Genomic DNA, 24,754 nt, shown 5'->3' with positions numbered 1-24,754 from the left:
CTCTCTTTAATGAAAAGTCCGTACCACTTCTAACACGCCGTTAATCAAAAACTGTACGCCCATACACACCAGCAAAAAGCCCATCAACCGCGAAATTGCCTCAATCCCGCCTTTACCGACCAGCTTCATGATGGCACCCGAACTGCGCAGCGAAATCCACAAAATCACAGCGACCGACAAAAAGGTCAGCACCGGCGCCACGTTTACCACCCAGTTAGGAAAATCGACACCCGCTTTTACGGTGGAAGCCGAACTAATGATCATCGCAATAGTGCCCGGACCGGCCGTACTGGGCATCGCCAGCGGCACGAAGGCGATATTTACCGATTCACGATTCGCATCGGTGGCGTCGATTTCATCCTGTTTATGCCGGGCTTCAACGGAGTGGCCGACGGGTTTTGCCGGAAACAACATGCGAAAACCGATAAAGGCGACGATCAATCCTCCTGCCATACGCAGACCAGGGATCGAGATGCCGAAGGTGTGCAGCACCGCATTCCCGGCGTACCACGCCACCATCATAATCAGGAACACGTAAATCGAAGCCTGCATGGCCTGGCGATTGCGTTCCTGGAAATTCATGTCTCCCGCAAGACCGAGAAACAGCGCCACCGTGGTCAGCGGGTTGGCCAGCGGCAACAGCACCACCAATCCCAGCCCGATGGCTTTAAACAGTTCCAGCATGGTTTTCCCCGAGTTCCAGTGGCATCGCGACACACCGTAGAGGCGCGTCGCGGCACAATTTAGCGCGCGTATGCAAAATGCATCAATGTTTTGGCGTTTCTAACGCTTCCAGCAACTCCGGGAAGAAATCTTCCAGCAGTTCGGGCGTCATCAGCTCAGGGTAGCTTATCAGGTGTTCGCGAATGCGTTCATTGACGTCGGGCAGCAAACGCTCTGCGGCTTGGGTGGCGGTGATTTTCTTCTGCTTCATCAAACGCAGTACGTCATCCGGCAGGTTGTCTTCATCTTCGACTTCATCCACGCCTTCCAGATCGTCCAACTCATCCAGCATATCCATTAAGGCTTCGATCTGTGGGGTGCGAGACTGATATTCAGACGGGTTTTCGTTTTCAAGATAGCGCAGCAGGGCACGCACTGGCGAACCATCGGGTTCTGCAGGAGGCTCGCTGGCAAACCAGTTCAGGAGATCGTGCTGCGTCACCTGATGGACGTGATAGCCGTTATCGACCAGCTCATCGGCGAGGATGTCGGCAGTATCGTGCTCAATCAGGCAAATGTGGGTGCGATTAGGCGTAAACTGCTCCAGCCACTGATAGATCTCTTCAATGACGCTGTCATCGTAGCTGAAGTGGTGGCTGAGATAGCTGTCATCCTGCTGGTGAACGCTGATGTGAATCAGGTCGGGATCGAAGTAAATCGCAATATTGATGCCTTTCATGCGCGCTGTCCTGTGTGGTGCAAAATCTCACTATAGCGTCAGGCAGCGCAGATGAACATGACAACGCCAGCAGCACAGGCTACTGGCGATAAAAATTAACGCAAATCAGCACGATCCAGCCCGTAAGCGCTGTCGAGCGCACCCGGTGCCATCTGTGACAAAATCATCAGGCGATTCCAGGTGTTGATGGCGGCAATCTTAAAAGTCAGCTCACTGATTTCGCCTTCAGAGAAATGTTCACGTACTTCACCGTACAGCGCTTCATCCACGCCGTGTTCACCAATGCGGGTCAGCGCTTCGGTCAGGGCAAAAGCGACTTTCTCGCGAGCGCTGAACAGTGGAGATTCACGCCAGATAGAAACGTGATGCAGACGCAGTTCACGCTCGCCATCAATTTTCGCCTGCTTCACATGCATATCGAAGCAGAAGGCACAGTGATTGAGCTGCGAAGCACGGATATCGATCAAGTGTTTCAGTGACTTCTCCAGCGCGGTATTCGCCACGGTGTTAGAGAAATCAGACATGGATTTGGCCAGTGCTGGCGCGGTTTTAAAATGGTTAACGCGTGAAGTTATGATATTTTCCTCATTCAAAATAAGCGGTCAATAGCTTGCAGAGCCTGGGGTAATGCGGTGTCGCGGCTGACGGGATCGTGCGTACCGTCCACGCGGATAAATTCCACATCGGTGATGCCGATGTATTCCAGTGCCACGCGGATGTAAGGCGTGAACTGGTCATCCTGCATAAACGGGCCGTGGGCAAATACGCTGCCGCTGGCGACCACGCTGTATACCTTCTTGCCGCTCACCAGACCGACTTTGGTGCCTTCCGGCGTAAAGGCGAAGGTGCGCCCGGCGCGGGTGATATGGTCGAACCAGGCTTTCAGCACCGACGGTAGCCCGAGGTTCCACATCGGCGACGAGATAACCAGGGTGTCGCAGGCGAACAGCTGATCCACCATTTTTTCGGAAGTCTGAATGGCGGCACGCTGTGCATCGCTACGATCTTCGGGACGGGTAAAGAAGGCGCCAATGGTGAAGGCATCCAGGTGGGGCAACGGATGCTGCGCCAGATCCAGTACCGTCTCTTCGAGATCGCTATGCTGGGCGCGAAGCTTCTCCACCAAACGCGCCGAGGCGTTACGTGAAGCCGATCCGGCCAGATCCGGGCTGACCTGAATATGCAGCAGTTTCATGAATTTTCTCCCTCAGCGAGATCGCGATAAAAATGCAGTCCCAACGCGTGGTAACCGACGCGTTGATAAAATTGTTGTGCCCGTTGATTGCTCAGCGCGGTGTCGAGCACGATGCGGCCACAGCCTTGTTCCCGTGCTTGCTGCGCCAGACCGTGCAGTAGCGCGGCTCCCAAACCCTGGCTGCGAGTGCTGGTGCAGGTCACCAAATCATCGATGTAGCAAAAACGGCCATGAATAAAGTTTTCCAGCAGTCGATAGCCTGCCAGCGCCACCGGTTTACCACCCTGTTCGATACCCGCTAGCTGATAGCCCTGTAATTGCTGACGCTGTGCCTGCGCCACAAACGCAGCTTCATCCTTCAGTTTGAAACGCAGTTCGCGCATCAATGCATAGCAGCAGGCCAGCTCGGTGGACGTTTGGTAATGAACAATCTTCATAGCAGCCTGCAAGCGGTTGTCGGGTTGATGGGAACATCTTAAACCTCTATGTCGAAGGAAAAAGGGTCAATATAGGAGAAAACAGGTAGGACATGGTTATGCTGCTGTGACGTGCGCTCATTCTTCAGGGGCGCATTCATGTGCACTTCATCGTGATGAAGGAAGACAGATGGGTTACAAAGAAATTTACGCTCGCTATCGCCAGCAGATCCTGGAAGGGAGCTTAAAGCCGGGCGATCGGGTGCCCGCGATCCGCGTGTTAGCCAGTGAGCTACAAGTCGCGCGTAAAACCGTGGAGGCCGCCTATGAGATCCTCATTGGAGAGGGATACTTTGTCAGCCAGGGCGCGAAGGGAACACGCGTGAACCCTGCGCTCAATCTTGTTGGAGCTGCTGTTATCTCCACTGCGCCACCTTCCACGCAGCTGGAACATCCGGTGATTGAAAGTAAAGGCGAGCTGCGGCTGGGTATTCCGGCACTGGATGAGTTCCCGCACAAGAAGTGGCTGCTGATCTCCGGAAAGGCGGCGCGAACGTTGCGGCCCGATGAAATGATCATGCCCGCCATCATGGGCTACCAGCCATTGCGTGAGGCGATTGCCAGCTATCTCAATATTTCGCGCGGGCTCAACTGCCAGCCGGAGCAGATTGTTATCACCACTGGTTATCGCGCCAACCTGCGCCTCATCCTGGCCGTGCTGGCCCATCCTCACGACAAAGTGCTGTTTGAAGACCCGGGCTACTTCTTTGGGCAGAAACTGTTAAAGCGCATCGCACCGAATCTGCACTATGTACCGGTGGATCGTGAAGGTCTCGACGTGGATTTCCTGCAGCGTTATCACTCAGACGCACGCTTCGCGGTCGTCACGCCAACCCATCAGAGCCCGCTTGCGGTGACGTTATCATTACCCCGCAAGCATCAATTGCTGGAGTGGGCGCAGCAGAATAGCAGCTGGATCATTGAGGATGATTACGATGGCGAGTTTCACTACACGCGCAAAGTGATCCCGGCGCTAAAAAGCCTTGATGTGCACGATCGGGTGATCTATACCGGCACTTTCAGTAAAACCATGATGCCTGCGATGCGCGTGGGTTATCTGGTGATGCCGCAACAGACCATCGAACGCTTCCGCGAGTTGGGTGAAATCCTCGAAACCGGTATGCCGTTGTTACCGCAGAAAATCCTCGCGCAATTCCTCAGTGAAGGGCATTTCTATCGCCATATTAAGAAGATGCGCATTCTCTACCATCAGCGCCGCCGCATGATGCTGGATGCGCTACAGCACTGTTTCCCGCAGCTGTTTGACTTTGAACTCACTGATGGTGGCATGCATATCGTGGCCTTCCTGCGGCGAGGTATTCAGGATGTGGCACTGGCGGAGATTTGGCAGCGTCATCAGCTGCGGGTGTTACCGCTTTCTGGCTGGTATACACAAACCCAAAAACGCTACGGGCTGGTGATCAGTTACACCAATATTCGATCGTTTGAGCAGGCGGTGGATGTGCTGGGCAGGGTGGTAGAAGAAACTAACGGGTTGATGAGCTGATGGATTAATGGCCCTAGCGGCGCAATTTATTGCGCTCCCCATCAATAGTAAATAAGACGCGAGGGACAGCTCGCGTCTTTTCAACAGACACAACACCTAAAATCCTTCAGATGGCAGAGCGGCGACTTTTGAGAGACACCCGATGTGCTTGTATGCGAGGGAAAAAAGCCGACAGCGCACCTGCAATATGAAAGAAGATGGGAATTACATGCCGATATATTTCTTACCTTGTTTCAGCACCACGTCACAGGCCTTGGTCTTCACTTTCTCACCCATTGGCGAGTTGCTCAGACTCTGCAGATTCAGCTGCTGACCGTTGCCGGTGTTCAGCAACCCTTGCAGACCCTGCTGATAATCAGTTTTCTGCTCTTGCGCGGCAGGGCTGCTCAGGCCGAGCTTGCTCAGTACCTGATCCTTCACTGATGAGACGTTGTTATCCACCACGTTGTGCTGCACGCAGTAGGACATCACGCCTGCGGCGTTGGTCATGCTGTTGGAGCTAACCGCTTTGTCACCACCATTCAGTAAACCGCTCAGCGAAGAGAGCGACAGACCGCCGTTCTGCGTGTTGCTGGTGGTAGAGCCGCTGTTTTGCTGAGATAACTGCGATGCCGCGCTGCTCAGCTGATCCTGCCAACTCGCCGCCGATGCACTGCCTGCTGTCAGTGCTGCCGCGATACCCAATCCCAAAATGATGCGTTGTGTTGCTTTGTTCATCTCAACCTCTTTGTTTTATACATCTGACGTTGTCAGTTTTGGTTAAGAGAGGCGTAAGCACGGAAAGTTCCGAAGTGGCGGGAGTTTGGGAATGTTCTGGAATCTGCACAGGAAAGCGCCGAAAGGGCACTTGTGCTGCCGTGTTTGCCCCTCGGAACCTGCGAAGTGCTGGTTTTTTCAACGCTTAGCGCAAAGCGCTGTCGATTAGTGTTGCGCACTCTGTTTGTAACGGTATAATCGCCAACGTTTTCCGCATCCTCTTCAGTGCCGAAGTGGCGAAATCGGTAGACGCAGTTGATTCAAAATCAACCGTAGAGATACATGTCGGTTCGAGTCCGACCTTCGGCACCATCTATTCATTTTCCTGTAAAATCAATAGATTAGACAAAAGTTTCTGTCTTTTCTGCACGGGAAAATTGCTATCTTCGCTTCACCTGAAATTGCCGCTGTGGTTAGTAGTGGCGAATCGGGATGTTAACCTACAGCGGCGTGTAGTTCCAGGCTCAAACACGTATAAGCGTGAACAGTCGCACCGTTCAGAATCAAACTTGAAGCTAATGACGTAGCCCACGTCTCAAAACTCTCCCGCAAACTTTCAGTGAATCGCATTTCAGCCCGATGCCCTCTTAATGCTACCTGTCGTGATGACAGTGCAGAGGATAAACAGGTTTTATGGTGGTCTCGGTACTTGCACACCAAATGCAAGCTCTGCCAGCGTTTCAGCCACGCTCCCGCAAGGGTACACGGTTATCCTGATAAACTTCACTGACTGACATAAACCTGATGATGTCGCTCCGCTCCGCTTGTTGTCTTACCACCAACGGGGCTTTATGGCTGCTATTGTCCTGAAACAGGTAGCGCACTAAACTAGAGTGGAATTTAAACTCTGGTGATGTATGCGTAAGAAGAAGGTACTAAAGGTAGTTGAAGGTCGATTGCTTGCACACGAGGCTAAACGTAACACGCGTAGTGTTAAATTAAGCAGCAAGAGGCTTCGAGACCTGCGCCAGCAGGAGTGGGATTACGACACATTAGATGCGGATTCTCTACAGCACTTTAAATCACTGTGAGTCCATCGAGTCTCATATTCATCAAGCTGAGCACCTTACTCATACGTTTTCCGCATCGATCAATAGTTTGAATTGGTTGAGGCCGAAGCCCCAACCAAGATTAAAGTTCACGCTATCAACCTGCGTTAGAATCCGGGCCAGCTTCGTCGTTTGCCGCTCTTCTGAGAAGTTCTTGAACACCATCCTCACCGTATTCTTTCACCAAGCGTCTGATATCTTTCTGAGCTTGGCTTTCCTTTTTACGGCAGGCACTGTCATGACGTTCTTTGAATACCACTTCCGGCTCAGCTTTAAGCCTTTCTTGATCCTCTGGGGTAATGAAAAAGAGTGACTGTTTAGTCCGGTTCCCCACATCTGACTCTGTTTCGACACGGCGACTTGAGATAGGGAAGGAGTATTCCTTCTCTAAGGCATGGATCACAGCAGAAGCTCGCTTTACACCGTAATCAGCAGGAATGGTATAACCCGATGTAGTAATGGATTTACTGTCTAAAAGAGCGGCGAGTACACAGGCTTGAGTACGGTTGAGACATTGAACTGCTTCTAATGCCGATGGGTGACCATCAAAGAAAGAAGCTAACTTGATGCGGGCTTGTTCAGGTGCGTAGTCGTCGGTTACTTTGCGCTGATTAAAATCTTTATCTGTCATAATGAGTTACTCCGATATAGTACGGATCAACCCAGTTCAGAGATGTCTTCAAGATTTGCATGAATGCAAAATCTTCTGGAAATCTACGTCAATTAGCCGTAATCTTCCGCAACGGCTTAACCAGATGTGCAAAATCTGGTTGGGCCGATTCAGTCTCTGTACTGGAGCATGAGCAGCTATCGGGTGTCGGTTCCTAGGCCATTTACCTGATAGCTGCTTTTTCGTTTCTGGGATCTATGATCACCAGAACTCCAATGCTACCACGTCCCCTTCGTTATGCACATCTAAATCCATCCAATTATGCACATTTTCTGTCTTCATCGTTCGTCAGATCGATTCTCAGCGCTTTTCTAACAGTTTTTGATGTATAGCTAGCTTAACAACGACAATCGTTTACAGCGCGTTTAAAGCCGTTTAATTCACATGTCTATAAAAACAGGGGTTAAATCAACAGGGGTGAACTTGTTACTGAAAATCGCCCAAAATACGTGAACGCTGCGGATGGTTGTTCGTCATTTATCCAACCTGGCTGATGCCTGATACTCAAGTTGCTAATGATAATCTTGTCACAACATCAACCGCCCCCGGATGCGAATTCACGATGCCGGGTGCCTCTATATATAGAAGGGCTGGAAAATATCTCTGGCTCTCTTGGGGGTCTGCTGGGCGTGGCTGATCTGGGCTGACAGACAATAATGATCTTTACCAAATATATCAATCACTTATGCATCGTATTTCTTCCGGGTTCCGAGTCGCCATGAGGTTGAGCGCGGCAGCGGTGAATAATGCCCACGCCAAGCGCACAGCGGCACGGCGTCACATCAGCATTTGATCAACGCTGAGACCATCAACAGAGCACCGACACAGCGCCCAGGCTGGGCGGCACACTCAGCCAGATAACTTGATCGAACCGCTCAATAATTCAACGAATCGGGAAGCATTTAACATAATAGATGTTACAAGAACCACACAAAAATTGTGGTTTTGCGTGTGCGTTCGTTTCAGGAGGCGGCGACACGATGACGCATGTTTCCACACCTGATCGCCACTGATAACGCCACTTTGCTGACAAGATAACCTGTTCAGTAATTTTGCATGACTTCCGGCGCAATGCAAAGAATATCGGGTTTCAGCCCATTGGCTGACGCCAGGCAAAAGGCCGCACATTTCCATCACTTTACCTTCCGGCAGCGGCTGCATGAAGTCACCGACTCAGTGATCGACGGTTCGCGGTTCGGCTGCTGGTCATTTCGGTGATCGGTTGTGCGGTATGTCGTCGCAATCTTCGCGGTTCGCCGTTTCCGGGCGCTTCCATCAATGCAGAGTGCCGCCAACAACGGTGAACACTCCAGACACCATCATCATAGGCCGTCAGGCTTAATCTAAGCCACCGTAACGAGGCGTTCACCAACAATCCAAGGCAATGCACCCGGCGAAATCAACACGCGTCTGTGTGGCTGGCAGGCCGTCAGGTGAAGGGGTTTTTAGCCAGAAAAAATTTTTTCGTGCTTAGCGTAATTCAACCTGGGATGCGAGAATCGCCCCCGGTCTAACACCGCCCACAATTACCATTGATTTAATGTTTTCATTGCATGGCGATAGTTTTAACGCTTCCTTTGCTGGGGCGGGTTCCAGGCCTGTTTTTGATTATTTCTGGCGGCTTTAGTTGGCGATGTTCACTATAGGCAGCGAGCCGGGCGCATGGTCTGACACATGCCGGGATAGCTGGAAAGAGCGCTTTTCTCTGCCTGTCCAGCCCATTTAACCGCTATTTGATCGGAATTAAATGCTATTTACCACCGCTGAAAATCCGGTTAATCGCAGCGCCTACCATAGAGCTGATAGCCGCTCCCCTGGCTTCACCTGCCACAGCGTTAAGAACGTTGATGACGGTTTCTTTTGAGCCTAGCGCCTGGCGATTGAGGATGCTTAATCCTGACGGTGACAACTTCGCGGTGTAGTCCATATCGGTGCGGGATAAGATTTTGACGTGTCCCAATTCTTCGAGGCTGTTCAGAGTATCAATCAGCAGATCAACCTGGCGATTTGGTTTGCGCGGACTCCATCCCAGATCGGAGAACTCGAAGGTCGTGTGTGTCGGATAGTCCGTGAACAGCTTCACCATAACGCCCGTTGCCATCTCGTTAAATGCTTCCTTACCCTGGATAATATCCATGTCAATTCCCTCACGTTCATTAGCGGAGTTAGTTGGCTGTTGGCTGGCTTTAACGGTAATCCAGTTGATGGGTACGCGTCCAGGTCAAGAACACCCAACCCCCTCCAAAATAGAGGTACACCCCCACTAAAATAGAGGTACTCCCCCTCTGAAATGGAGGACTATAAGAATTAAATAAGATTAAGAATAAAAATAAAGAAAAGACTTAAAGATCTTCTTAGGGGATCTGACTGGCGAGTCAGTGTATTGATAACTCTGTTCGCAGACGCTCACCGCTACGCCTGGATGATCTGCCTTCCGTGGCTCATTACTTCCCTGTCCGGGAAGCTGTCGCCACTTCAGGTGTGGATCTGCCTACGGCACTCGGGCGCATCAACCACAGGTTGAGCAGCCACCTTTTTGGGCAGACAAGCGCCAGCGCGTCAGCAACTTTGGGAAATTGTCACGAGGGTGTAACCCGAGAGTCAGACGCCGGGCGCACACCTCAACCAAAAACCCCCTGAAATCAATTCTAAGCGCAAATAACGTCTCGCAATGCATTTCCATGTCTTTTGAATTTAAATCGCCTCACGCGCCTCCTGCGTGCCTTAAATTCAGTGTTGACAATGTTTGCTGAACCCTGTAGCTTGACTTAAAACAGTACCCAATTTTTAATCTTATAAAGGTAAATCTACTTGACAAATGCTTGCCCTTATGGCAAGATATAAGATGACCCGGATTAACACCGATGACATGAGACAGACCAATGCCACCTAACCTATGAGGACTGAATGACAAAAACCGCCAAGATCGATTTTGCAACAACTGACGCCGCCACAATCGTAGATGCAATCATGAACCGCATCACCACTATGAAAAGCCTCAACGGATTCCGAGACCGTGCAGGCGGTGCAGCGAAAGCCGACAAGCTCTACCCGAATACCCGCGAAGCCTTAAACCTCCTGAAAGACATGAAGCAGCAAAAGCGCAAAGCTGATGCTATCCGCGCCACGCTTGCGCCGTATAACGCACGGCTTGCAGCAGGTGAGACGGTGGAAGATATCCTCTCTCCGATTCTTTCAGCCTGGCGCGAGTACCACGTAAAAAATTCATCCCTGTTGTTGATGCCGAGCCAGATTCTGATGCTGAAAGTGATCGAGTCTGCTACCCAACTGGAAGAGTTAACCGGAAAACCAGTTCCGGGACTGCTGACCAACAACCGCGAGGGCTGATAAATGTCACTGAGCATCAAGCTTCCAGACCACGTTTACAGCGGCCTATTAGCAGAGGCCAAGCGACAGGGAACCACGGTTCCACGATTGATCCGCGACGTGCTGAGCGCCGTTGCAACGCGATTCGATAACGGATTGCCATTACCCGGCATGGGGAAACATCACGAAGGAGAAAATAACAGTGAGCAAGCAAAACAGAGATAAAGGCGAATTCATCAAGATTGAGTACAACCTACTTGATCTGGTTGAGTACAACGGCGTGGAAGTTGATGCAGCGATGAAAGTGATCCTGTCACTGGCAATCAGCTATGACAGAGAAACAAAAACGTACTATGAATCAGTTCCGACCATCGGCAAACGGATTGGTCGCAGCGATAACCCGACCCGTGCTCTTTTGAAGAAGATGGAAGAAGCAGGAATGATCAGGCGTGAGACTCAAACGGGAAGCACGAGCAAAATTAGTCCTACATTGGACGCATCACTGATGGTGTTCATTGATGATGAAGCTGTGAAAACTCCGGCACAAACCAGCGCCGAAGTAGTTAGCCCGGATGTAGTCCCTAATAAACCGGTTACCGAAACCGAGAGCGATACGCCAGAGAACAATCCAGCAAACATCGAATTCTTCGATTCTAATGGCGTTGTCACTGAGGCTTTCATCAAGCTGACAGATGCAAACCGTTATGGTGACGGTACGTTAAAGAATTTCCGTTATGTTTACTGGTTAGCACGTCAGGCCCAGGATGAGCGAGACGGCGTCCCTGTTCGCACCAAAGAACAATACATGGGTGAGGCTCAATCCTGGCATGTTCCACCGCATCTGTTACCGAAAGGCACATCAGAACCGGTACACGACGAAGAACCTAACGAAGACGCTAATTTTTTAACGTGAGGACACATTGAGTGATAAACACAAGGCGCTGACCGCCACACAGAATGTAAACCAACCGCACCAGTCAGCCTTACATTCAAGTAAGCTCAAGTACCGCAAGTACGATGAAAGCATCGTTAAAAAGGCGAAATCGTTGCTCGTACTGGGATGGACTCCCGGACGTGTTGCCTGTTATCTCCGCCTGGATACAGAGTTCGTTAAAAGACTGCACTCTGAAAGCTGGAATCCGCGCTCAAGACAAATCACCGAACGTAATGCATTCACATCGCAGCGCTTAGCATTCCAGTATTTTCAATCTGGCGCTGACCTGGTCGCCATCGCTGATGTGTTGGATCTTCCATTGTTCACGGTGATCAAGTTTCTTGAAAAGGCTCACCTTCCCAGTGATGAAATACGAAAGAGACTCCCGGATTCTTCTCACACAATGATGAAGGAATACCGCAAAACACTTGCGCATCACGCCAGCAAAATAAAGCAAAACGAAATCAGAACCCACAGAACCCACTGATCGCCTTCCAGCTTGCTTTAAATGTCGCGCCTCCGTGACTCATGAAAGAAACACCGATCCAGACCTTGATAAACACACCCTGGCCGCTTATCTGGCTTGCGCTTCGCTATGCGTGGCATATCGCCCGGAAGCGGTTGAGCCGCGTTACACGCAGCACCGTACCCACGTTAAAACCTTTGGAATAAAAACAATGAAAATCAAAGCACTGGAAGACATCCGCGCCGAAATTCTGCAATCAATGCAAAAAGCGCACAGCAACGCAGCCAGCAACACAGCGAACGCCAGCAAGATCGATGCATCGAGCAGCCCGGAAGAACTCCGCAAGGCTTCTCAGCAAGCTCAGGACACGTTAACAGCGGCGGTTAACAGCTTCTTATCTCAAGGTTCCGTAGTGACCACCACGGCGACTGGAAGCGCAGCGGTATCCGCAACCGCCCCAACTGCACAGCGTGGCAAGCGCATCAAAGAGAAGGGGATCGCCCTCTGTCATGAATCGCAGGGCTACAGCGCCAACCTACGCCCGGACTCATTACTGATGAAGGCTGGCAAGCCTGGAATGATCAGCTTGCAGGTGAACAAGGCGGCTTTAGAGAATGCATCGGCGGAACTGCTCGCTGCGCTAAAACGTCTGGGATATGCCTTTCCAGCGTGATGGCTCAGCCACCAAATCAGAGTGATTATTAGCAGGCGAAAAATTTATCGGATAACTATTGCAAAAGTTATAGTTAGGTGATAAAATATTTTATAGAGTCAAGCATTGCGCGAATTACAGCCAATTATTTGCCTGCTTGTATTCTCCTTACGAAATATAAAGCCGCCTGCTCACCCAGGCGCTTTTCTTCTGTGCCTCCAGTGAAGGTGCAGAAGAAAGGTAAATGCTTCTCGCCTCTCTCAGCCTTACCGAAATCAAACAGAATTATCCATGAGCGCGACTAACCTTGCCGCCATGGGTTTGCCAAACCCGGATTTCTCCCCGGTCGCTTGCCAGCGTTGACGGCATCGAGCACAGCGCGTTTATGGGCCTTCATCCCGGATTACCGTGCTGCTGCTCCCTCTTTCTGCCCCTCCGTCAGGAAAAAACGTTTCCACGTTGTTGCCGCCACCGTGCCGGATTCGACCTCCTCAGCCGTTTCCGGTTTCGGTGTGCTTTTTATCTGATGGATCAAGCCCTGCACGCGCCTTGCATCATGCACAAAGCGCCATGCACACAGCTTAAAGCTCTCCCTCGCTACTCCTCAGCCTGAAAGCGGATCGTACCGCATCGGGCTTTAGTGCTGCCTGCATCCGGCAAAACTGTCGGACAGCGAATGCAGACGATAACAGCGGCATATCAGCCGCGAATATAACCCCTGATGGAGACAAAACATGAAAATGGGAAATTCCCCAACAAGCTACAACGATGTTGTGGCATATGCTGCCGATCCAAACTTTGACCGTAAAACAATCACATTCGCCACACTGAGTGTGGACGTGGTTCCGGGCCAGGCAGTAACAAGCGCTGGCGCTGCCTACGTATCTGGATCTGATTGCCTGCTGGCTTTATCTGCCGCTCGTGCTGGCTCTGACGTGCCTGTCATTGTCGCTGACCGTTTGATCTACGTGAAACCCGCAACAATCATCGCCGTGAATGGCGCAACTGTAGGCGCTGCCGCAATTGCTGCACTTACCGCTAATGGCAACATCCGCGTGACTGCACCGGACGCAGAATAATAATCAAGGAGATAAAGAAATGAGTTTATCCGTAGACTTTAGTTACACCGACCACACAGCAACCTTCACCAACCTGCCAGCTAAGAACACCTTACTTACCACACTGAATGTGTTCGCTGACCGTCAAACGTCAATGAGTCCAAAGGTCTCCTTAGATGTGTTGGACGAAGTCGCACAGAAGGTGAGCAAATCAGTTAACCGTTATGGCTCCGAATGGACTGCCACAGCTAAGCGTCAAAGCTCCAACCATCTGATTGAGAGTCCCCTACATGCCTATTCTGACCGAATTACGGCGGCAGACGTCCAACCCTACAGACGATTAAATAGTGATCTGCAAATGTCGATTGTGGACGCGGTCACCGCCTCAAGCCTGGCGATGTATGACAAGTACATGCGTACTCGTGAAAAGATGTTCGCTGATGCCTTGTTCCGTAACACAGTCGAAGCGGAGTTTACCCAACAACCGCTGATCGATTGGGCAGAGGAATTTGGCTACGAACAGGCGACCGGAACAATTGAAACAGGTGTGGCATTAGACCCGCTTCGTTCCATTGATGACGCTGTGAGCGCAACTAAGCTCCGCATGGGCGGCCTTGCTGGTCAACTGGATGGCTTCATCTTGTTCGCTGGTTCAGCGGTGGCGCGTGGAATTAAATATCACCCTGACATTCGCCAGAGCATTCAGTACGGTGTTTTAGATCGTGAAGTGCTGTTCAATAAAGAAGTGCTTCCAGCTTTCTCTACCTTCCTGCTGGACAATGTCCGCGTGGTGGAAGTGACCGATCCACTTTATGGCGTTGGCGCAGATCAGGCTTTCTTAGTGCCGAAGTTCAGCAAGCCACTGTCCTCAGACATTGCGCTGCCACTGGGCTATATTGCCAGCGCGACAAGCCGAAATCTCGACTTGGCGTTCGCTGAACCTGTAGATTTCCGCATTTACAGCCATCAGGACAAGCTCCGCAACGTGGAACTGTTCGCAGAATCGAGCATCCTGCCAGTGGTTTACCGCCCGGATTTCGTTACCAAACTGACGAATCAGGCAGCGTAAGACGCGAAAGCGGACACCGTATTGCAGATATTGGGGGCATGATTTGCCCCCCGCTGCTGATGCAGTGGGAAAGGCTCCGCCATCGAGGTGGCGAGGCAAAGGAAAGGAGATTAATAAATGAGAATGCAATTGCTGGGTGCTGGCTCAGTGCCAGTCCTGACTGTGCCGCTCAAAGATGACGACGATTCGATCATCAATCTTTCGGCTCTGGCGCGTTTTCTGGGCATGAAACGAACAACGCTGTTTGACCATATCCAGGCTAAAGGACTGGAAACAGCGCTTCGAGAAGCAGCCATCGCGAAGCGAATGAAGAAGCTGAACACTTAAAGCCGGACGGGAAACCGCCCGGTTTTTTTTCTTTTACACTGTATTAAAATCCAAAACCCGGCTGCCCGGCATCGTCTTGACGGGCGTTGCTGATCTTCGCACTCGCTATTGTTTGTAGGAAACGTTCCTTCGACGAGATAGCATCATCAAGTATCCCCAGGTTATGTAAGGACACATATAATGCGGCAGAATATGCTTGGCAGTTGATTGAGCGTTCAGGGTTAAACTCTATGTCAGTAAAGGCAGAGTAAGCGACTACCTGATCTGCAAGTTCCTTCTGTTTTCGCAGTGCACTGATATAAAGCCAATCGTAGAAAGCAGTCTGTGGTTCAAGTTCCCACTCAGTGCCAAAAAACTTAAAGCTGGTTAATCGTCCAGAAGTTAAGAGCCGCTTATCCTTCTTCGCTTCACGGGGAGTCATTTCGAACATATCTGTAAATGGACCGCCCCGTTGAAAAACCTTGCTGCCCTGGAAGGCACACTCAATGGTAAGTGTTCGTTGTTGTTTCAGCGTAGTAAATGAAAGATTGAACGCGCTTAACGCTACGCCTAAGCTGTCCCTCGACTTGCTTGAGATTTCCAATATTTTAGTTACATGGGGTAAGCTTTTCTGAGCAGCTTCATGCAATGAGTCAATTGACTTTTGTTTCTGAGAGACAGACATTCCCGGAAACCATGTAAATTCAATTGGTTGGGTTTTAACGAATAATGACCTTTCGTTCAAAGGGACATATACAGGTCTTTGTGCCATTAATAAGCCTTAGCGCAGGTACGAACGGGTGGCAAAAACTCCAGCTTGTGAACCAACCAGCTTTTTCTTCCTGTCCCCAAGTAACCCGCCATACGAGTCAAAGGTTGTCTGCTTGTTAAAAGCAGCCGCAAAAATATATTCCGGTTCAATTGTATCAAATACTAACACCTCAGCCTGAGAGTCAGTAGTGTCATGTGGAAGAAGGCGTTGCTCAGAGCGTGGTGTGACGCCATCAATTTCATCAAACATTCCTATTAGAGATTCTACCGTTGTTAACTGTTGAAGTTGCTGGCTGGTGATTCTCCCATCGGCAGCATTGTGACGACAAAATGCACAATTTTTTTCCCATAGTACAGAGGGGCGTATACCTAAAACAACCCAATCCACTGTTGGATTTTCTTGGCGATACTTCCAAAACATACGGTGATTTGTCAGAGATATTGAGATACATGACGCATTGCGATAGCCATCCAGTCGATCAAGATCATTTACTGCAGGAGCAAGTTTTGCAGCTATAGCCGAATCTACTGGGATTATTCCATGATTAATGATGCTCGCTAAGTTTTCAACACGGGTAAAATGGATTAATTGAGTGATTTCACGCTGAGCAACGAGTTGTTGAATTCTTTGATTACGAAGTGTCATCTTAACCCCTGAATGATTATATTTTCTTATAATTTATTTGAGTTTCAGGGGGATAAAAAGTACTTACGAGCTTACTTTGAGAAATGAGAATTTTCTTATGTTATTAATGTGATTGTTGGTTTTTTGCTCTTGTAAGTTGACTTAGGTCTAAATGATAACTCTGACATCAATTGTTTAGGAGTTGCATTTTTTGTTCACCATTTCTATATCGTCTTGCCGGGTTTATACCCGGCAAGAAAAATTTCAGTTCACTGTCACTACGTGCTTTCCACCTTCATCACTGATGGTGTAATCGTAAATGCCGTCGCAGAACACCGTAACTTTCCCGCCGAATGGGGCAGGTATTAAGTCATCAACTTTGTTACATTGGTAGCCTTTGGCTTGTATGAGCATTTGAGAGAAATCCTTAGCGTCCTGCTGTTCTTGAGGTGTTAGCTTGGTTGTTGCATATTCAGGATCGGCCTTCTTATCATTCTTGTCATTCATTGCAAAAAACGCGACGATTCCGACAAACAACAGAAAGGTTAAGCAACCCCTCGGGGATGCATAAGGCGATTTGACGCCACAATGTGGGCAGGTTTTAGCTGATGAAGATACTTTGCCACTGCATTCACGACACTTCTTTAAAGCCATATTTAATTCCCTTCAATGGTTGAGTAAGCGTTCTCGGCTTCCGAGATCGGAAGGTTAGAAATCTTCAAACTGAGCAAAATGGATGTGCTCGATATATTGAGAAAGCTCCGCCGCAGTAGCGGAATTTCTTGAGTAGGTTTTAAAACTCTCAGTCTTCCCTCGCTCATGTCCCATTAACATGGCTATCCTGTCTTCGGGTACTTGGTTTCGATCAAGCTGCTGTGCAAAGTCATGGCGAAGGCTATGGAATACTTTCCGCTCTGTTCCTGATTTACCTAAGGCCTGCCGCTTAGCTCTTGTGAAACGTTGTGTGTGCCAAGTTGAGCGCTTACCATCTGCACGTTCAGTGATGGAGGCGTGATAGAAAAGAAAGCCGTTGTGTGGATTATGGATAAGACTTTCCACCAGTTGAGTAATGCGAGAGTGAACCGGAATGATACGCGTAGCTGATTTCGTCTTGCCTTCTAACACCTCGAAGCAAAGAACCTCCTCGATTCTACGAATGTTGCCAACTCGTATAGAGCAAATTTCATTCAGCCTCATGCCGCTGTACATCCCAATCAGCGTCACCGCTTGCATCTCTGTGTCACCTTCCAGTGCAGCGAAGACCTGTGCTAGTTCTACATGGGTAAAAGCCTCGTAACTTACTTTGCTGCTTTTTGCTTCCAACCCGTGTCCCCGCCAAGGGTTATCCTGAGGTGCATCGTGATAACGGTTTCGAGCCAAATCCCATATCTGAGCCAATGAGCTAATGTAATTTTGAATCGTCTGTAGCGCTTTATCCTTCTTCAACTTATCTAGCCAGCCCGTAACCACTGTCCTGTTAATCTCATGGAGTTGAACATCTCGCCTCTTCAAGTGGATCAAAATCTGCTCAACGGCTTTGTTAGTCTTGGAAAGGGTGGTTAACTTGCGTTTATCGCCAAACTGAAGCAAGTAGAGATCACGCATTTGCAGCAGAGAAGGGCAAGCCTGCGATGGTGAACCCAACTGTGGCGGGTTGGCTTTTGCAAAACTACCTATCCGGCGTAGGTCGTTGATTATTATTTCAACTTTTGATCCACTGGGCTGTGGCATTAACTGTTCACGTAATCTTGCGAACTCAACCGCAATGGCATCACGAAATAACCGCGCCTGACGGATGTCGCGTGATCCTGTGCTCTTGAGGAAGTTACGTTTTCCGCAAAAGTAGCCCCTCATGTATTCAGGGATGGCGATCCTTACGAGATACACTCCGCATGGATCTAAGATCAAATAACGATCTCTCTTGTAAATCATAGAAACCCCGGCTAAATTGTCGGGGCAATTTCATGGCGAAATTGGTGCTGAACACCATCTGGTGGAAGACAGCTTATTGTGGTTTATCAATAAGTTGTTAGACGCAGTTGATTCAAAATCAACCGTAGAGATACATGTCGGTTCGAGTCCGACCTTCGGCACCATCGATTGATGCAAAATTAAGTCGCTTACGAGCGGCTTTTTTTGTGTCTGAAATTCACTAATACACACTCCCTCTAAACGAAAAAATCTTCAATAATCCTGTAACGAAAACATATAACTCAATGTTTCTTTTATTGTTGATTCATATGGAAGGTATGAGCCTTAAACAGTAATATCTCAGATGATTTAAATTATTTTACTCAGATAGTTAGCATCGATTTCACCGCACCCAATACCCCACCGTCACCTGATTACTCAACACCGTTACCGCTGGCGCTATCGTGCCGCGCACCGCTGAAAAATACTCAAACCACAACGGTCCGCCAGCCGGGAAGCCATGCGGCAGGGCCATCTCTCCACGCAATCCCGGCAGCTTCACGCAGCGACCGCCACCGCAGACCTGTACCTGAAACCCCATGGGTACGGGCCCATCGACGGCGATGCGCCATGCCAGATGCCTGGCCATCGCGCCCGCAGGAGGTGGCACGACAGGCTGTACCGGACGGCTTTTAAACACTTGTTTACCCTGAGTGATCACGCCGCCAAAGCTCTGGCTGCTCCATGATCCTTCCGCAGCCAGCGCCAGCGGCGAGAATAACAGCAGCCCAAACCACATCCAGCATCGCATCAGCTTTTCCCCCCAATCAGCCACGTCATCCGCACGTTGCGCTGGCTGCTGATCTCCTGGCTGGAGAGCACCGCCATCTGCGGGAACATGCGGCGCAGATAGCGCGACAGCATCAGGCGCAGCGCCGGATTCACCAGCAGCACTGGCGGCGCACCTAATCCTTCCTGATGCATCAGCGCTTGTTCGGTCTGTTTCATCAGGCTCTCGGCAATGCCCGGCTCAATGGCGCTGCCGCTTTGCGTGGCCTGTACCAGCAGCTGCTCCAGTGACACATCCAGCCCAATGACCTGAATGTCCTCCTCGCCGGGGAACCACTGCTGTGTAATGGCGCGCGCCAGACGTGCTCGCACGCGGGCAGTAAGTTCATCGGCATCGCTGCTGGCCGTAGCAAACTCCGCCAGCGTGTCGATAATGGTGCGCATATCGCGGATCGGCACGCGCTCTGCCAACAGGTTCTGCAACACCTTGTGCAGCAAGGTCAGGCTGATGACGGCGGGGATCAGATCCTCCACCAGTTTCGGGGCATGTTTGCTGAGCTGGTCCAGCAACTGCTGCGCTTCCTGACGGCCAAATAGCTCTTCGGTATGGGTCGAGATCAGATGATTAAGATGGGTGGCGACCACGGAACTCGGGTCGACCACGGTATAGCCCAGCGTTTGCGCCAGTTCGCGCTGCACCTCGTCGATCCACAACGCGGGCAGGCCAAAGGTGGGCTCGATGCACGGCGTGCCGGGAATCTCACCTTCGGCGCAGCCGGGATCGATCGCCATCCAGCGGTCGGGCTGGATCTCGCCGTGGCCGATCTCAACGCCTTTGAGCAAAATGCGATAGCGAGTTGGCGGCAAATCAAGGTTGTCACGGATATGCACTGCAGGGGGTAAGAAGCCCATCTGCTGGGCGAATTTTTTGCGGATACCGCGCACGCGCGTCAGCAACTGGCCTTGCTGCTCATGATCGACCATCGGGATCAGGCGATAACCGACTTCCAGTCCAAGCTCATCTTCCAGCTGAACATCAGCCCAGCTCGCTTCGTTGACCTGCGCAGCCTCGCTCTCTGCCCGCGTCACGGGCGAAGCACCGGCTGCCGGTTGCTGCAGGGCGCGGCCGCGCAGCCACCAGGCTAATCCGAGCAACAGGGCGGTAAACAGCAGGAAAACGATGTTCGGCATGCCGGGAATCAACCCGAGCAAGCCAATCACCACGGCGGCCAGCGTCAGCACGCGCGGAGAGGTAAATAGCTGGCCCACCATCTGCTCGCCCACATCCTGATCGTTGACCACGCGCGTGACGACCACGCCCGCTGCGGTGGAGATCACCAGCCCTGGAATCTGTGCCACCAGGCCATCGCCAATGGTCAACAGCGTGTAAGTCTCACCCGCCCCGCCCATGGTCATGTCATGCTGCATCACGCCGATGATCAAGCCGCCAATAATGTTGATCGCCATGATCATCAGTCCGGCAATCGCATCGCCGCGCACAAATTTACTGGCACCGTCCATCGATCCATAAAAGTCCGCTTCCTGCGTCACCTCTTTGCGACGGCGCTTGGCTTCGTCTTCGCCGATCAAACCGGCGTTAAGATCGGCGTCGATCGCCATCTGTTTGCCGGGCATGCCATCCAGTGTGAAACGCGCGCCGACTTCAGCGATACGTCCGGCGCCTTTGGTAATCACCATAAAGTTGATAATAATCAATATGATAAAAACGATAATGCCAATGGCGAAATTGCCGCCCACCAGGAAATGACCAAAGGCTTCCACCACCTGGCCCGCCGCATCTGAGCCGGTGTGGCCTTGCATCAGAATCACGCGCGTCGAGGCGACATTCAGCGCCAGGCGCAGCAGGGTGGAGAACAGCAGCACGGTGGGAAACGCCGAGAACTCCAGCGTCTTCTGCGTAAACATCGCCACCAGCAGGATCATGATCGACAGTACGATATTGAAGGTAAACAGCAGATCCAGCACGAAGGTCGGCAGCGGCAGGATCATCATCGCGAGGATGGTCATGATCAACACCGGCCCGGCCAGCACCTGCCACTGTGTCTCTTTCAGCGTCGGCAAACGTAATTTTGTGGCGATATTAGCCATCACTCTCACTCTCTTGGGCAAAATCCAGTTTTTCCGGGACCGGCAAATTCATCGGGCGTGACGGTGGGTTGCCGTAGCCTTTGCGCCAGCGGCGCAGGCCGTAAACCCACGCCAGCACTTCCGCCACGGCGTTATACAGTTCGGTTGGCACGGGGGCGCCGGTCTCGCAATGGCGATACAAGGCGCGTGCCAGTGGTGGAGCATCCAGCATCGGGATGCGGTTCTCAGCGGCGAGTTCGCGGATGCGCAGGGCAATCAGGCCGCTGCCTTTCGCCACCACCACCGGCGCGCCCATGCTGCCTTCCTGATATTTGAGCGCCACCGAGTAGTGCGTTGGGTTATTCACCACCACATCGGCGTCAGGCACGGCAGCCATTTGTCGTTGCTGCGCCATCTGGCGCTGCAACTGGCGAATACGGCCTTTCAGCAGCGGATCGCCTTCCTGTTTTTTGAACTCATCTTTCACGTCCTGACGGCTCATACGCAGCTTTTTCCAGTTGCTCCACAGCTGATACACCACATCGAAAATCACCATCGGGATCAGCGACAGGATGATGATCAGCATGCACAGCATCAGTAACTGACTGATATCGTTAAGCGCCATGTTGAGGGGTTCAAACATCAACGCGACCAACTGGCTTTTATTCAGCATCAGGAACAGACCGCCGCCGGTCGCCGCCAGTAAGACTTTAAGGATCGCTTTCACCATCTCGGACAGCATCTGTGAAGAGAACAGACGTTTGAGGCCCGACAGCGGGTTGAGCTTTTTGGGATTGAACTTGATCGCCTTGCCGCTGAGGTTGAGGCCACCGATGATTGCCGGCGCCGTCAGCGCGGTGAGATACAACCCGCCGACCAGCGGCAACAGCGCCAGCATAGCGATCCCCAGTAAGGATGCGGCCTGATCCAGCATATGCTGCGGATCGCGCACCAGCAGGCGATCAAACGCCAGTCCGTTGTGCATCAACTGCTGCAGCTTTCGCGCCAGCTGACTGCCACCGATCGCCATCAATCCCCAACCCACCAGCAGCATGGCCAGCGTGGTCAGTTCGCGCGATCGCGGAACCTGTCCCTCTTCCCGTGACTTTTTAATGCGTTCGGGTGTGGGATCCTCGGTCTTCTCGTTGTCGCTCTCTTCAGCCATGACGCATCAGAAACCCAGCGAGTCCAGCAGATCATCCACCTGCTCTTGTGAAGCGGCGATCCCCTGAGCGTGGGGATCGACTTGCGGCCCGTTCTTCAACTGCACTTCGCTCGGATCCTCAGGCGCATCACGATCGCCCATGTTCTCGACTAACACGCTGATCAGCTCGCGCTCCACGGTATCGATCACCTGCATCAGGCTGTTCAGCACCTGGCCGGTGAGATCCTGAAAATCCTGCGCCATCATGATCTCGGTGAGTTCGTCATTGGTCTGTTGGGTTAAATCAGGCACCCTTTGCAGATAAGCGCGGGTGTCGTGCACCAGCTCGCGCGCCTGATCCAGCGGTTGCGGATCGGCAAACCAGCGATCCCAGCGATCGCTCAGTGCGCTGGCGTCATCGCTCAAAGCCAGCTGTAGCGGGCGCGCGGCCTCGACGCTGGTCAGGGCGCGATCGGCCGCCTGCGAGGTTTTACTCACCACGTAACGCAGGCGGTCACGCGTATTGGGAAACGCATCGGCCACCTCAAAGATGGTCTGCTCCAGACCCAGATTAGCCATGCTGTTACGCAGCAGGCGTGTGAGATGCCCGATACGTATAAACAGATCTTTCGGGTTTTCACTCGGCATATCCGTGGGTGAGTTCATGCTGATTACCCCAGTTTTTCAAAGATTTTGCCGAGCTTCTCTTCCAGCGTGGCAGCCGTGAAGGGCTTGACGATATAGCCGTTCGCGCCCGCCTGTGCGGCGGCAATAATGTTCTCGCGCTTGGCTTCGGCCGTGACCATCAGCACCGGTAGTTTGGCCATGGCGGCATCGCTGCGAATGGCCTTCAATAGTTCCAGCCCGTCGAGATTGGGCATATTCCAGTCGCTGACCACGAAATCGAACGTGGCGGCACGCAGTTTATTCAGCGCATCCTGACCATCCTCCGCCTCTTCAATATTTTGATAGCCGAGGTCCTGCAGCAGGTTACGCACGATGCGTCGCATAGTGGCAAAGTCATCTACCACCAGAAAACGCAGGTTTTTATCTGACATCTCAATGTTCTCCTGAACCGGTTAATCCATTTATTTGCGTTGTAGGTTGTTGCTGAAACCGTCGAGTAAACGCTGGCCGACCTGATCCAAATCCACCACCTCACAGGCACCGTTCAGCGCAATGGCTTCGCGCGGCATGCCGAACACCACACAACTGGCTTCGTCCTGCGCCAGCGTCCAGGCACCGGCCTGCCGCAGCGTTAGCAGGCCGCGTGCGCCATCGTTGCCCATACCGGTGAGGATGGCAGCGCTGGCGAGTTTGCCTGCCTGCTGCGCCACGGAATGGAAAAGCACATCCACCGACGGGCGATGGCGATTGACCGGCGCGTTGTCGCTGATCTGCACTTCGTAACCCCGGCTGAGGCGCACGATCTCCAGATGACGATCGCCCGGCGCAATCAGGGCATTGCCCGGCAACAGCGGTTCACCGTGTTCGGCTTCACGTACCGAAATCTGGCACAGTGAGTCCATGCGTTGGGCGAAGGAGCGGGTAAAACCGGCAGGCATATGTTGGGCGATGACGATGCCGGGACTGCTTAACGGCATCTGTGTCAGCACCCGGCGCAGCGCTTCGGTGCCGCCTGTAGACGAACCAATGGCGATAATTTGCGAGGCATCGGTCTTGATGCCAGCCAGTAGCGCACCGGAGGCAGCGTTGAGCCGATAGCGATTGGGATTGGCTTTGGCGGCTCCACGAATTTTGTCTGCCAGCAGCGCGCCCCATGCCGCCAGATCGCCGGGCATCTGGTTACCGGGTTTAGGGATAAAATCCACCGCGCCCTGTTCCAATGCATTGAGCGTGGCGCTGGATCCGCGCGTGGTCATGCTGGAGATCATGATCACTGGCATGGGCCGCAGCCGCATCAGTCGGCTCAGAAACTCCAGCCCTTCCATGCGCGGCATATCAATATCCAGCGTCAGCACATCCGGGTTGAGTTGTTTAATCAGGTCACGGGCGATCAGCGGATCGGGTGCCGTAGCCACCATCTCCATATCGGCCTGCTGATTGACGATGGCGCTGAGCATATTGCGCATTAAGGTGGAATCATCCACCGCCATCACGCGTATCCGCTTCAAGGTGCAACCTCCATCCGTTCGTACACTGATTGCCCACGCAACTGTAGAGGCAGCGTGGGCTGGGAGAAGTGTTCAGAGTGGCCAACAAACAGCAAACCGCCGGGTTTAAGCAGACGAGCGAAGCGCTCCAGTAGCCGCAGCTGGGTAGAAAAATCAAAATAGATCATCACGTTGCGACAGAAAATTGCGTCGAAAGGCTGTGGCAGCGGCCAGCTGTCCGCCAGCAGATTGATCTGTTGATAATGGATGTTCGCCAACAGCGCGGGTTTCACTTTGACGTACTCGCGACTGTGACCACTGCCGCGCAGAAAATAGAGGCGTTTCTGAGTCTGATTCAGCATTTGAATGTCGCTAAAGCGATAGATTCACGCATGCGCTTTGGCGAGCACATTGGTATCAATATCAGACGCCCAGGAGCGTAATC

26 protein-coding genes, 1 tRNA gene and 1 pseudogene are annotated in these 24,754 nt (G+C 51.9%); 9 read left to right on the top strand and 19 right to left on the bottom strand.

What is annotated here, in order from left to right:
- Positions 1-6: 6 nt before the first annotated feature.
- The 5 genes from RT340_RS07405 to RT340_RS07385 form a co-directional block, all read right to left on the bottom strand.
- Positions 7-684, bottom strand: coding sequence for a MarC family NAAT transporter (locus tag RT340_RS07405; protein WP_034826427.1), 678 nt, complete (start codon positions 682-684; stop codon positions 7-9).
- A gap of 82 nt (positions 685-766) precedes the next feature.
- Positions 767-1,402: a hypothetical protein gene (locus tag RT340_RS07400; protein WP_211729337.1), complete on the bottom strand. Its 636-nt coding sequence runs from the start codon at positions 1,400-1,402 to the stop codon at positions 767-769.
- Between the two features lie 95 nt (positions 1,403-1,497).
- Positions 1,498-1,977 carry a carboxymuconolactone decarboxylase family protein gene (locus RT340_RS07395; protein ID WP_097118227.1) on the bottom strand — a complete coding sequence of 160 codons (480 nt, stop codon included), beginning with the start codon at positions 1,975-1,977 and terminating at the stop codon, positions 1,498-1,500.
- A gap of 14 nt (positions 1,978-1,991) precedes the next feature.
- Positions 1,992-2,597 carry an FMN-dependent NADH-azoreductase gene (locus RT340_RS07390; RefSeq protein ID WP_211729338.1) on the bottom strand — a complete coding sequence of 202 codons (606 nt, stop codon included), beginning with the start codon at positions 2,595-2,597 and terminating at the stop codon, positions 1,992-1,994.
- Entirely contained in the window at positions 2,594-3,034 is a 441-nt protein-coding gene (locus tag RT340_RS07385) for a GNAT family N-acetyltransferase (protein WP_211729339.1), read from the bottom strand. The genes RT340_RS07390 and RT340_RS07385 overlap by 4 nt, the downstream gene beginning before the upstream one ends.
- A 169-nt stretch (positions 3,035-3,203) precedes the next feature.
- On the opposite strand from RT340_RS07385, the gene RT340_RS07380 reads away from it, so the two are divergent.
- Positions 3,204-4,580: a PLP-dependent aminotransferase family protein gene (locus tag RT340_RS07380; RefSeq protein WP_313375084.1), complete on the top strand. Its 1,377-nt coding sequence runs from the start codon at positions 3,204-3,206 to the stop codon at positions 4,578-4,580.
- A 204-nt stretch (positions 4,581-4,784) separates the two neighbouring features.
- Here the strand turns inward: RT340_RS07380 and RT340_RS07375 are convergent, their stop codons facing one another.
- Entirely contained in the window at positions 4,785-5,297 is a 513-nt protein-coding gene (locus RT340_RS07375) for a DUF2501 domain-containing protein (protein WP_160833927.1), read from the bottom strand.
- 266 nt (positions 5,298-5,563) lie between these two features.
- On the opposite strand from RT340_RS07375, the gene RT340_RS07370 reads away from it, so the two are divergent.
- Positions 5,564-5,648, top strand: a tRNA-Leu gene (locus tag RT340_RS07370).
- A gap of 834 nt (positions 5,649-6,482) precedes the next feature.
- Here RT340_RS07370 and RT340_RS07365 read toward each other — a convergent pair.
- Together RT340_RS07365 and RT340_RS07360 are read right to left on the bottom strand one after the other, a co-directional pair.
- Entirely contained in the window at positions 6,483-7,016 is a 534-nt protein-coding gene (locus RT340_RS07365; RefSeq protein ID WP_313375081.1) for a hypothetical protein, read from the bottom strand.
- A gap of 1,789 nt (positions 7,017-8,805) precedes the next feature.
- Complete coding sequence (locus RT340_RS07360; RefSeq protein ID WP_313375079.1) at positions 8,806-9,192, bottom strand: hypothetical protein; 387 nt, start codon at positions 9,190-9,192, stop codon at positions 8,806-8,808.
- A 770-nt stretch (positions 9,193-9,962) separates the two neighbouring features.
- Here RT340_RS07360 and RT340_RS07355 point away from each other — a divergent pair.
- From RT340_RS07355 to RT340_RS07325, 7 genes are all read left to right on the top strand, one after another.
- The gene (locus tag RT340_RS07355) at positions 9,963-10,403 is read left to right on the top strand and encodes a hypothetical protein (protein ID WP_313375077.1); all 441 of its coding nucleotides are present in this window, start codon (positions 9,963-9,965) and stop codon (positions 10,401-10,403) included.
- A 181-nt stretch (positions 10,404-10,584) separates the two neighbouring features.
- Entirely contained in the window at positions 10,585-11,295 is a 711-nt protein-coding gene (locus RT340_RS07350; protein ID WP_313375075.1) for a hypothetical protein, read from the top strand.
- Positions 11,296-11,302: 7 nt separating this feature from the next.
- Positions 11,303-11,803 (top strand): hypothetical protein, encoded by a 501-nt coding sequence (locus RT340_RS07345; protein ID WP_313375073.1) that lies wholly within the window; start codon positions 11,303-11,305, stop codon positions 11,801-11,803.
- A gap of 190 nt (positions 11,804-11,993) precedes the next feature.
- The gene (locus RT340_RS07340) at positions 11,994-12,455 is read left to right on the top strand and encodes a hypothetical protein (protein ID WP_313375071.1); all 462 of its coding nucleotides are present in this window, start codon (positions 11,994-11,996) and stop codon (positions 12,453-12,455) included.
- Between the two features lie 713 nt (positions 12,456-13,168).
- Positions 13,169-13,513: a hypothetical protein gene (locus RT340_RS07335; protein ID WP_313375069.1), complete on the top strand. Its 345-nt coding sequence runs from the start codon at positions 13,169-13,171 to the stop codon at positions 13,511-13,513.
- A 19-nt stretch (positions 13,514-13,532) separates the two neighbouring features.
- On the top strand, positions 13,533-14,561 hold the full coding sequence (locus RT340_RS07330) for a major capsid protein (RefSeq protein WP_313375067.1): 1,029 nt from the start codon (positions 13,533-13,535) through the stop codon (positions 14,559-14,561).
- A 117-nt stretch (positions 14,562-14,678) separates the two neighbouring features.
- Entirely contained in the window at positions 14,679-14,888 is a 210-nt protein-coding gene (locus RT340_RS07325) for a hypothetical protein (protein WP_313375065.1), read from the top strand.
- 43 nt (positions 14,889-14,931) lie between these two features.
- Here the strand turns inward: RT340_RS07325 and RT340_RS07320 are convergent, their stop codons facing one another.
- The 11 genes and pseudogenes from RT340_RS07320 to RT340_RS07270 form a co-directional block, all read right to left on the bottom strand.
- Entirely contained in the window at positions 14,932-15,639 is a 708-nt protein-coding gene (locus RT340_RS07320) for a DUF6977 family protein (RefSeq protein WP_313375063.1), read from the bottom strand.
- Positions 15,640-15,648: 9 nt separating this feature from the next.
- On the bottom strand, positions 15,649-16,284 hold the full coding sequence (locus RT340_RS07315) for a DarT ssDNA thymidine ADP-ribosyltransferase family protein (RefSeq protein WP_313375061.1): 636 nt from the start codon (positions 16,282-16,284) through the stop codon (positions 15,649-15,651).
- Between the two features lie 243 nt (positions 16,285-16,527).
- Positions 16,528-16,917 carry a hypothetical protein gene (locus tag RT340_RS07310; RefSeq protein WP_313375059.1) on the bottom strand — a complete coding sequence of 130 codons (390 nt, stop codon included), beginning with the start codon at positions 16,915-16,917 and terminating at the stop codon, positions 16,528-16,530.
- A gap of 54 nt (positions 16,918-16,971) precedes the next feature.
- Positions 16,972-18,195: a tyrosine-type recombinase/integrase gene (locus RT340_RS07305; RefSeq protein ID WP_313375057.1), complete on the bottom strand. Its 1,224-nt coding sequence runs from the start codon at positions 18,193-18,195 to the stop codon at positions 16,972-16,974.
- 382 nt (positions 18,196-18,577) lie between these two features.
- Positions 18,578-18,985, bottom strand: coding sequence for a flagellar protein FlhE (locus tag RT340_RS07300; protein WP_160833930.1), 408 nt, complete (start codon positions 18,983-18,985; stop codon positions 18,578-18,580).
- Positions 18,985-21,072 carry a flagellar biosynthesis protein FlhA gene (gene flhA, locus RT340_RS07295; RefSeq protein ID WP_211729341.1) on the bottom strand — a complete coding sequence of 696 codons (2,088 nt, stop codon included), beginning with the start codon at positions 21,070-21,072 and terminating at the stop codon, positions 18,985-18,987. The genes RT340_RS07300 and flhA overlap by 1 nt, the downstream gene beginning before the upstream one ends.
- Entirely contained in the window at positions 21,065-22,216 is a 1,152-nt protein-coding gene (gene flhB / locus RT340_RS07290) for a flagellar biosynthesis protein FlhB (RefSeq protein WP_097118234.1), read from the bottom strand. The genes flhA and flhB overlap by 8 nt, the downstream gene beginning before the upstream one ends.
- Positions 22,217-22,222: 6 nt before the next feature.
- Positions 22,223-22,861, bottom strand: a complete 639-nt coding sequence (gene cheZ / locus RT340_RS07285; protein WP_034826394.1) for a protein phosphatase CheZ — start codon at positions 22,859-22,861, stop codon at positions 22,223-22,225.
- Between the two features lie 5 nt (positions 22,862-22,866).
- Positions 22,867-23,253, bottom strand: a complete 387-nt coding sequence (cheY, locus tag RT340_RS07280) for a chemotaxis response regulator CheY (RefSeq protein WP_034826392.1) — start codon at positions 23,251-23,253, stop codon at positions 22,867-22,869.
- A 30-nt stretch (positions 23,254-23,283) separates the two neighbouring features.
- Positions 23,284-24,330: a chemotaxis response regulator protein-glutamate methylesterase gene (locus tag RT340_RS07275; RefSeq protein ID WP_313375052.1), complete on the bottom strand. Its 1,047-nt coding sequence runs from the start codon at positions 24,328-24,330 to the stop codon at positions 23,284-23,286.
- Positions 24,327-24,754, bottom strand: a pseudogene (locus RT340_RS07270) (CheR family methyltransferase); the annotation flags it as partial. The gene RT340_RS07275 and the pseudogene RT340_RS07270, both read right to left, overlap by 4 nt.

Source organism: Pantoea sp. CTOTU50773 (genome assembly GCF_032082325.1).
In the GTDB taxonomy this organism is placed as follows: domain Bacteria; phylum Pseudomonadota; class Gammaproteobacteria; order Enterobacterales; family Enterobacteriaceae; genus Pantoea; species Pantoea communis.
The sequence above is the reverse complement of the archived record's forward strand: the minus strand, read 5'-3'. Positions and strand labels throughout refer to the sequence as shown.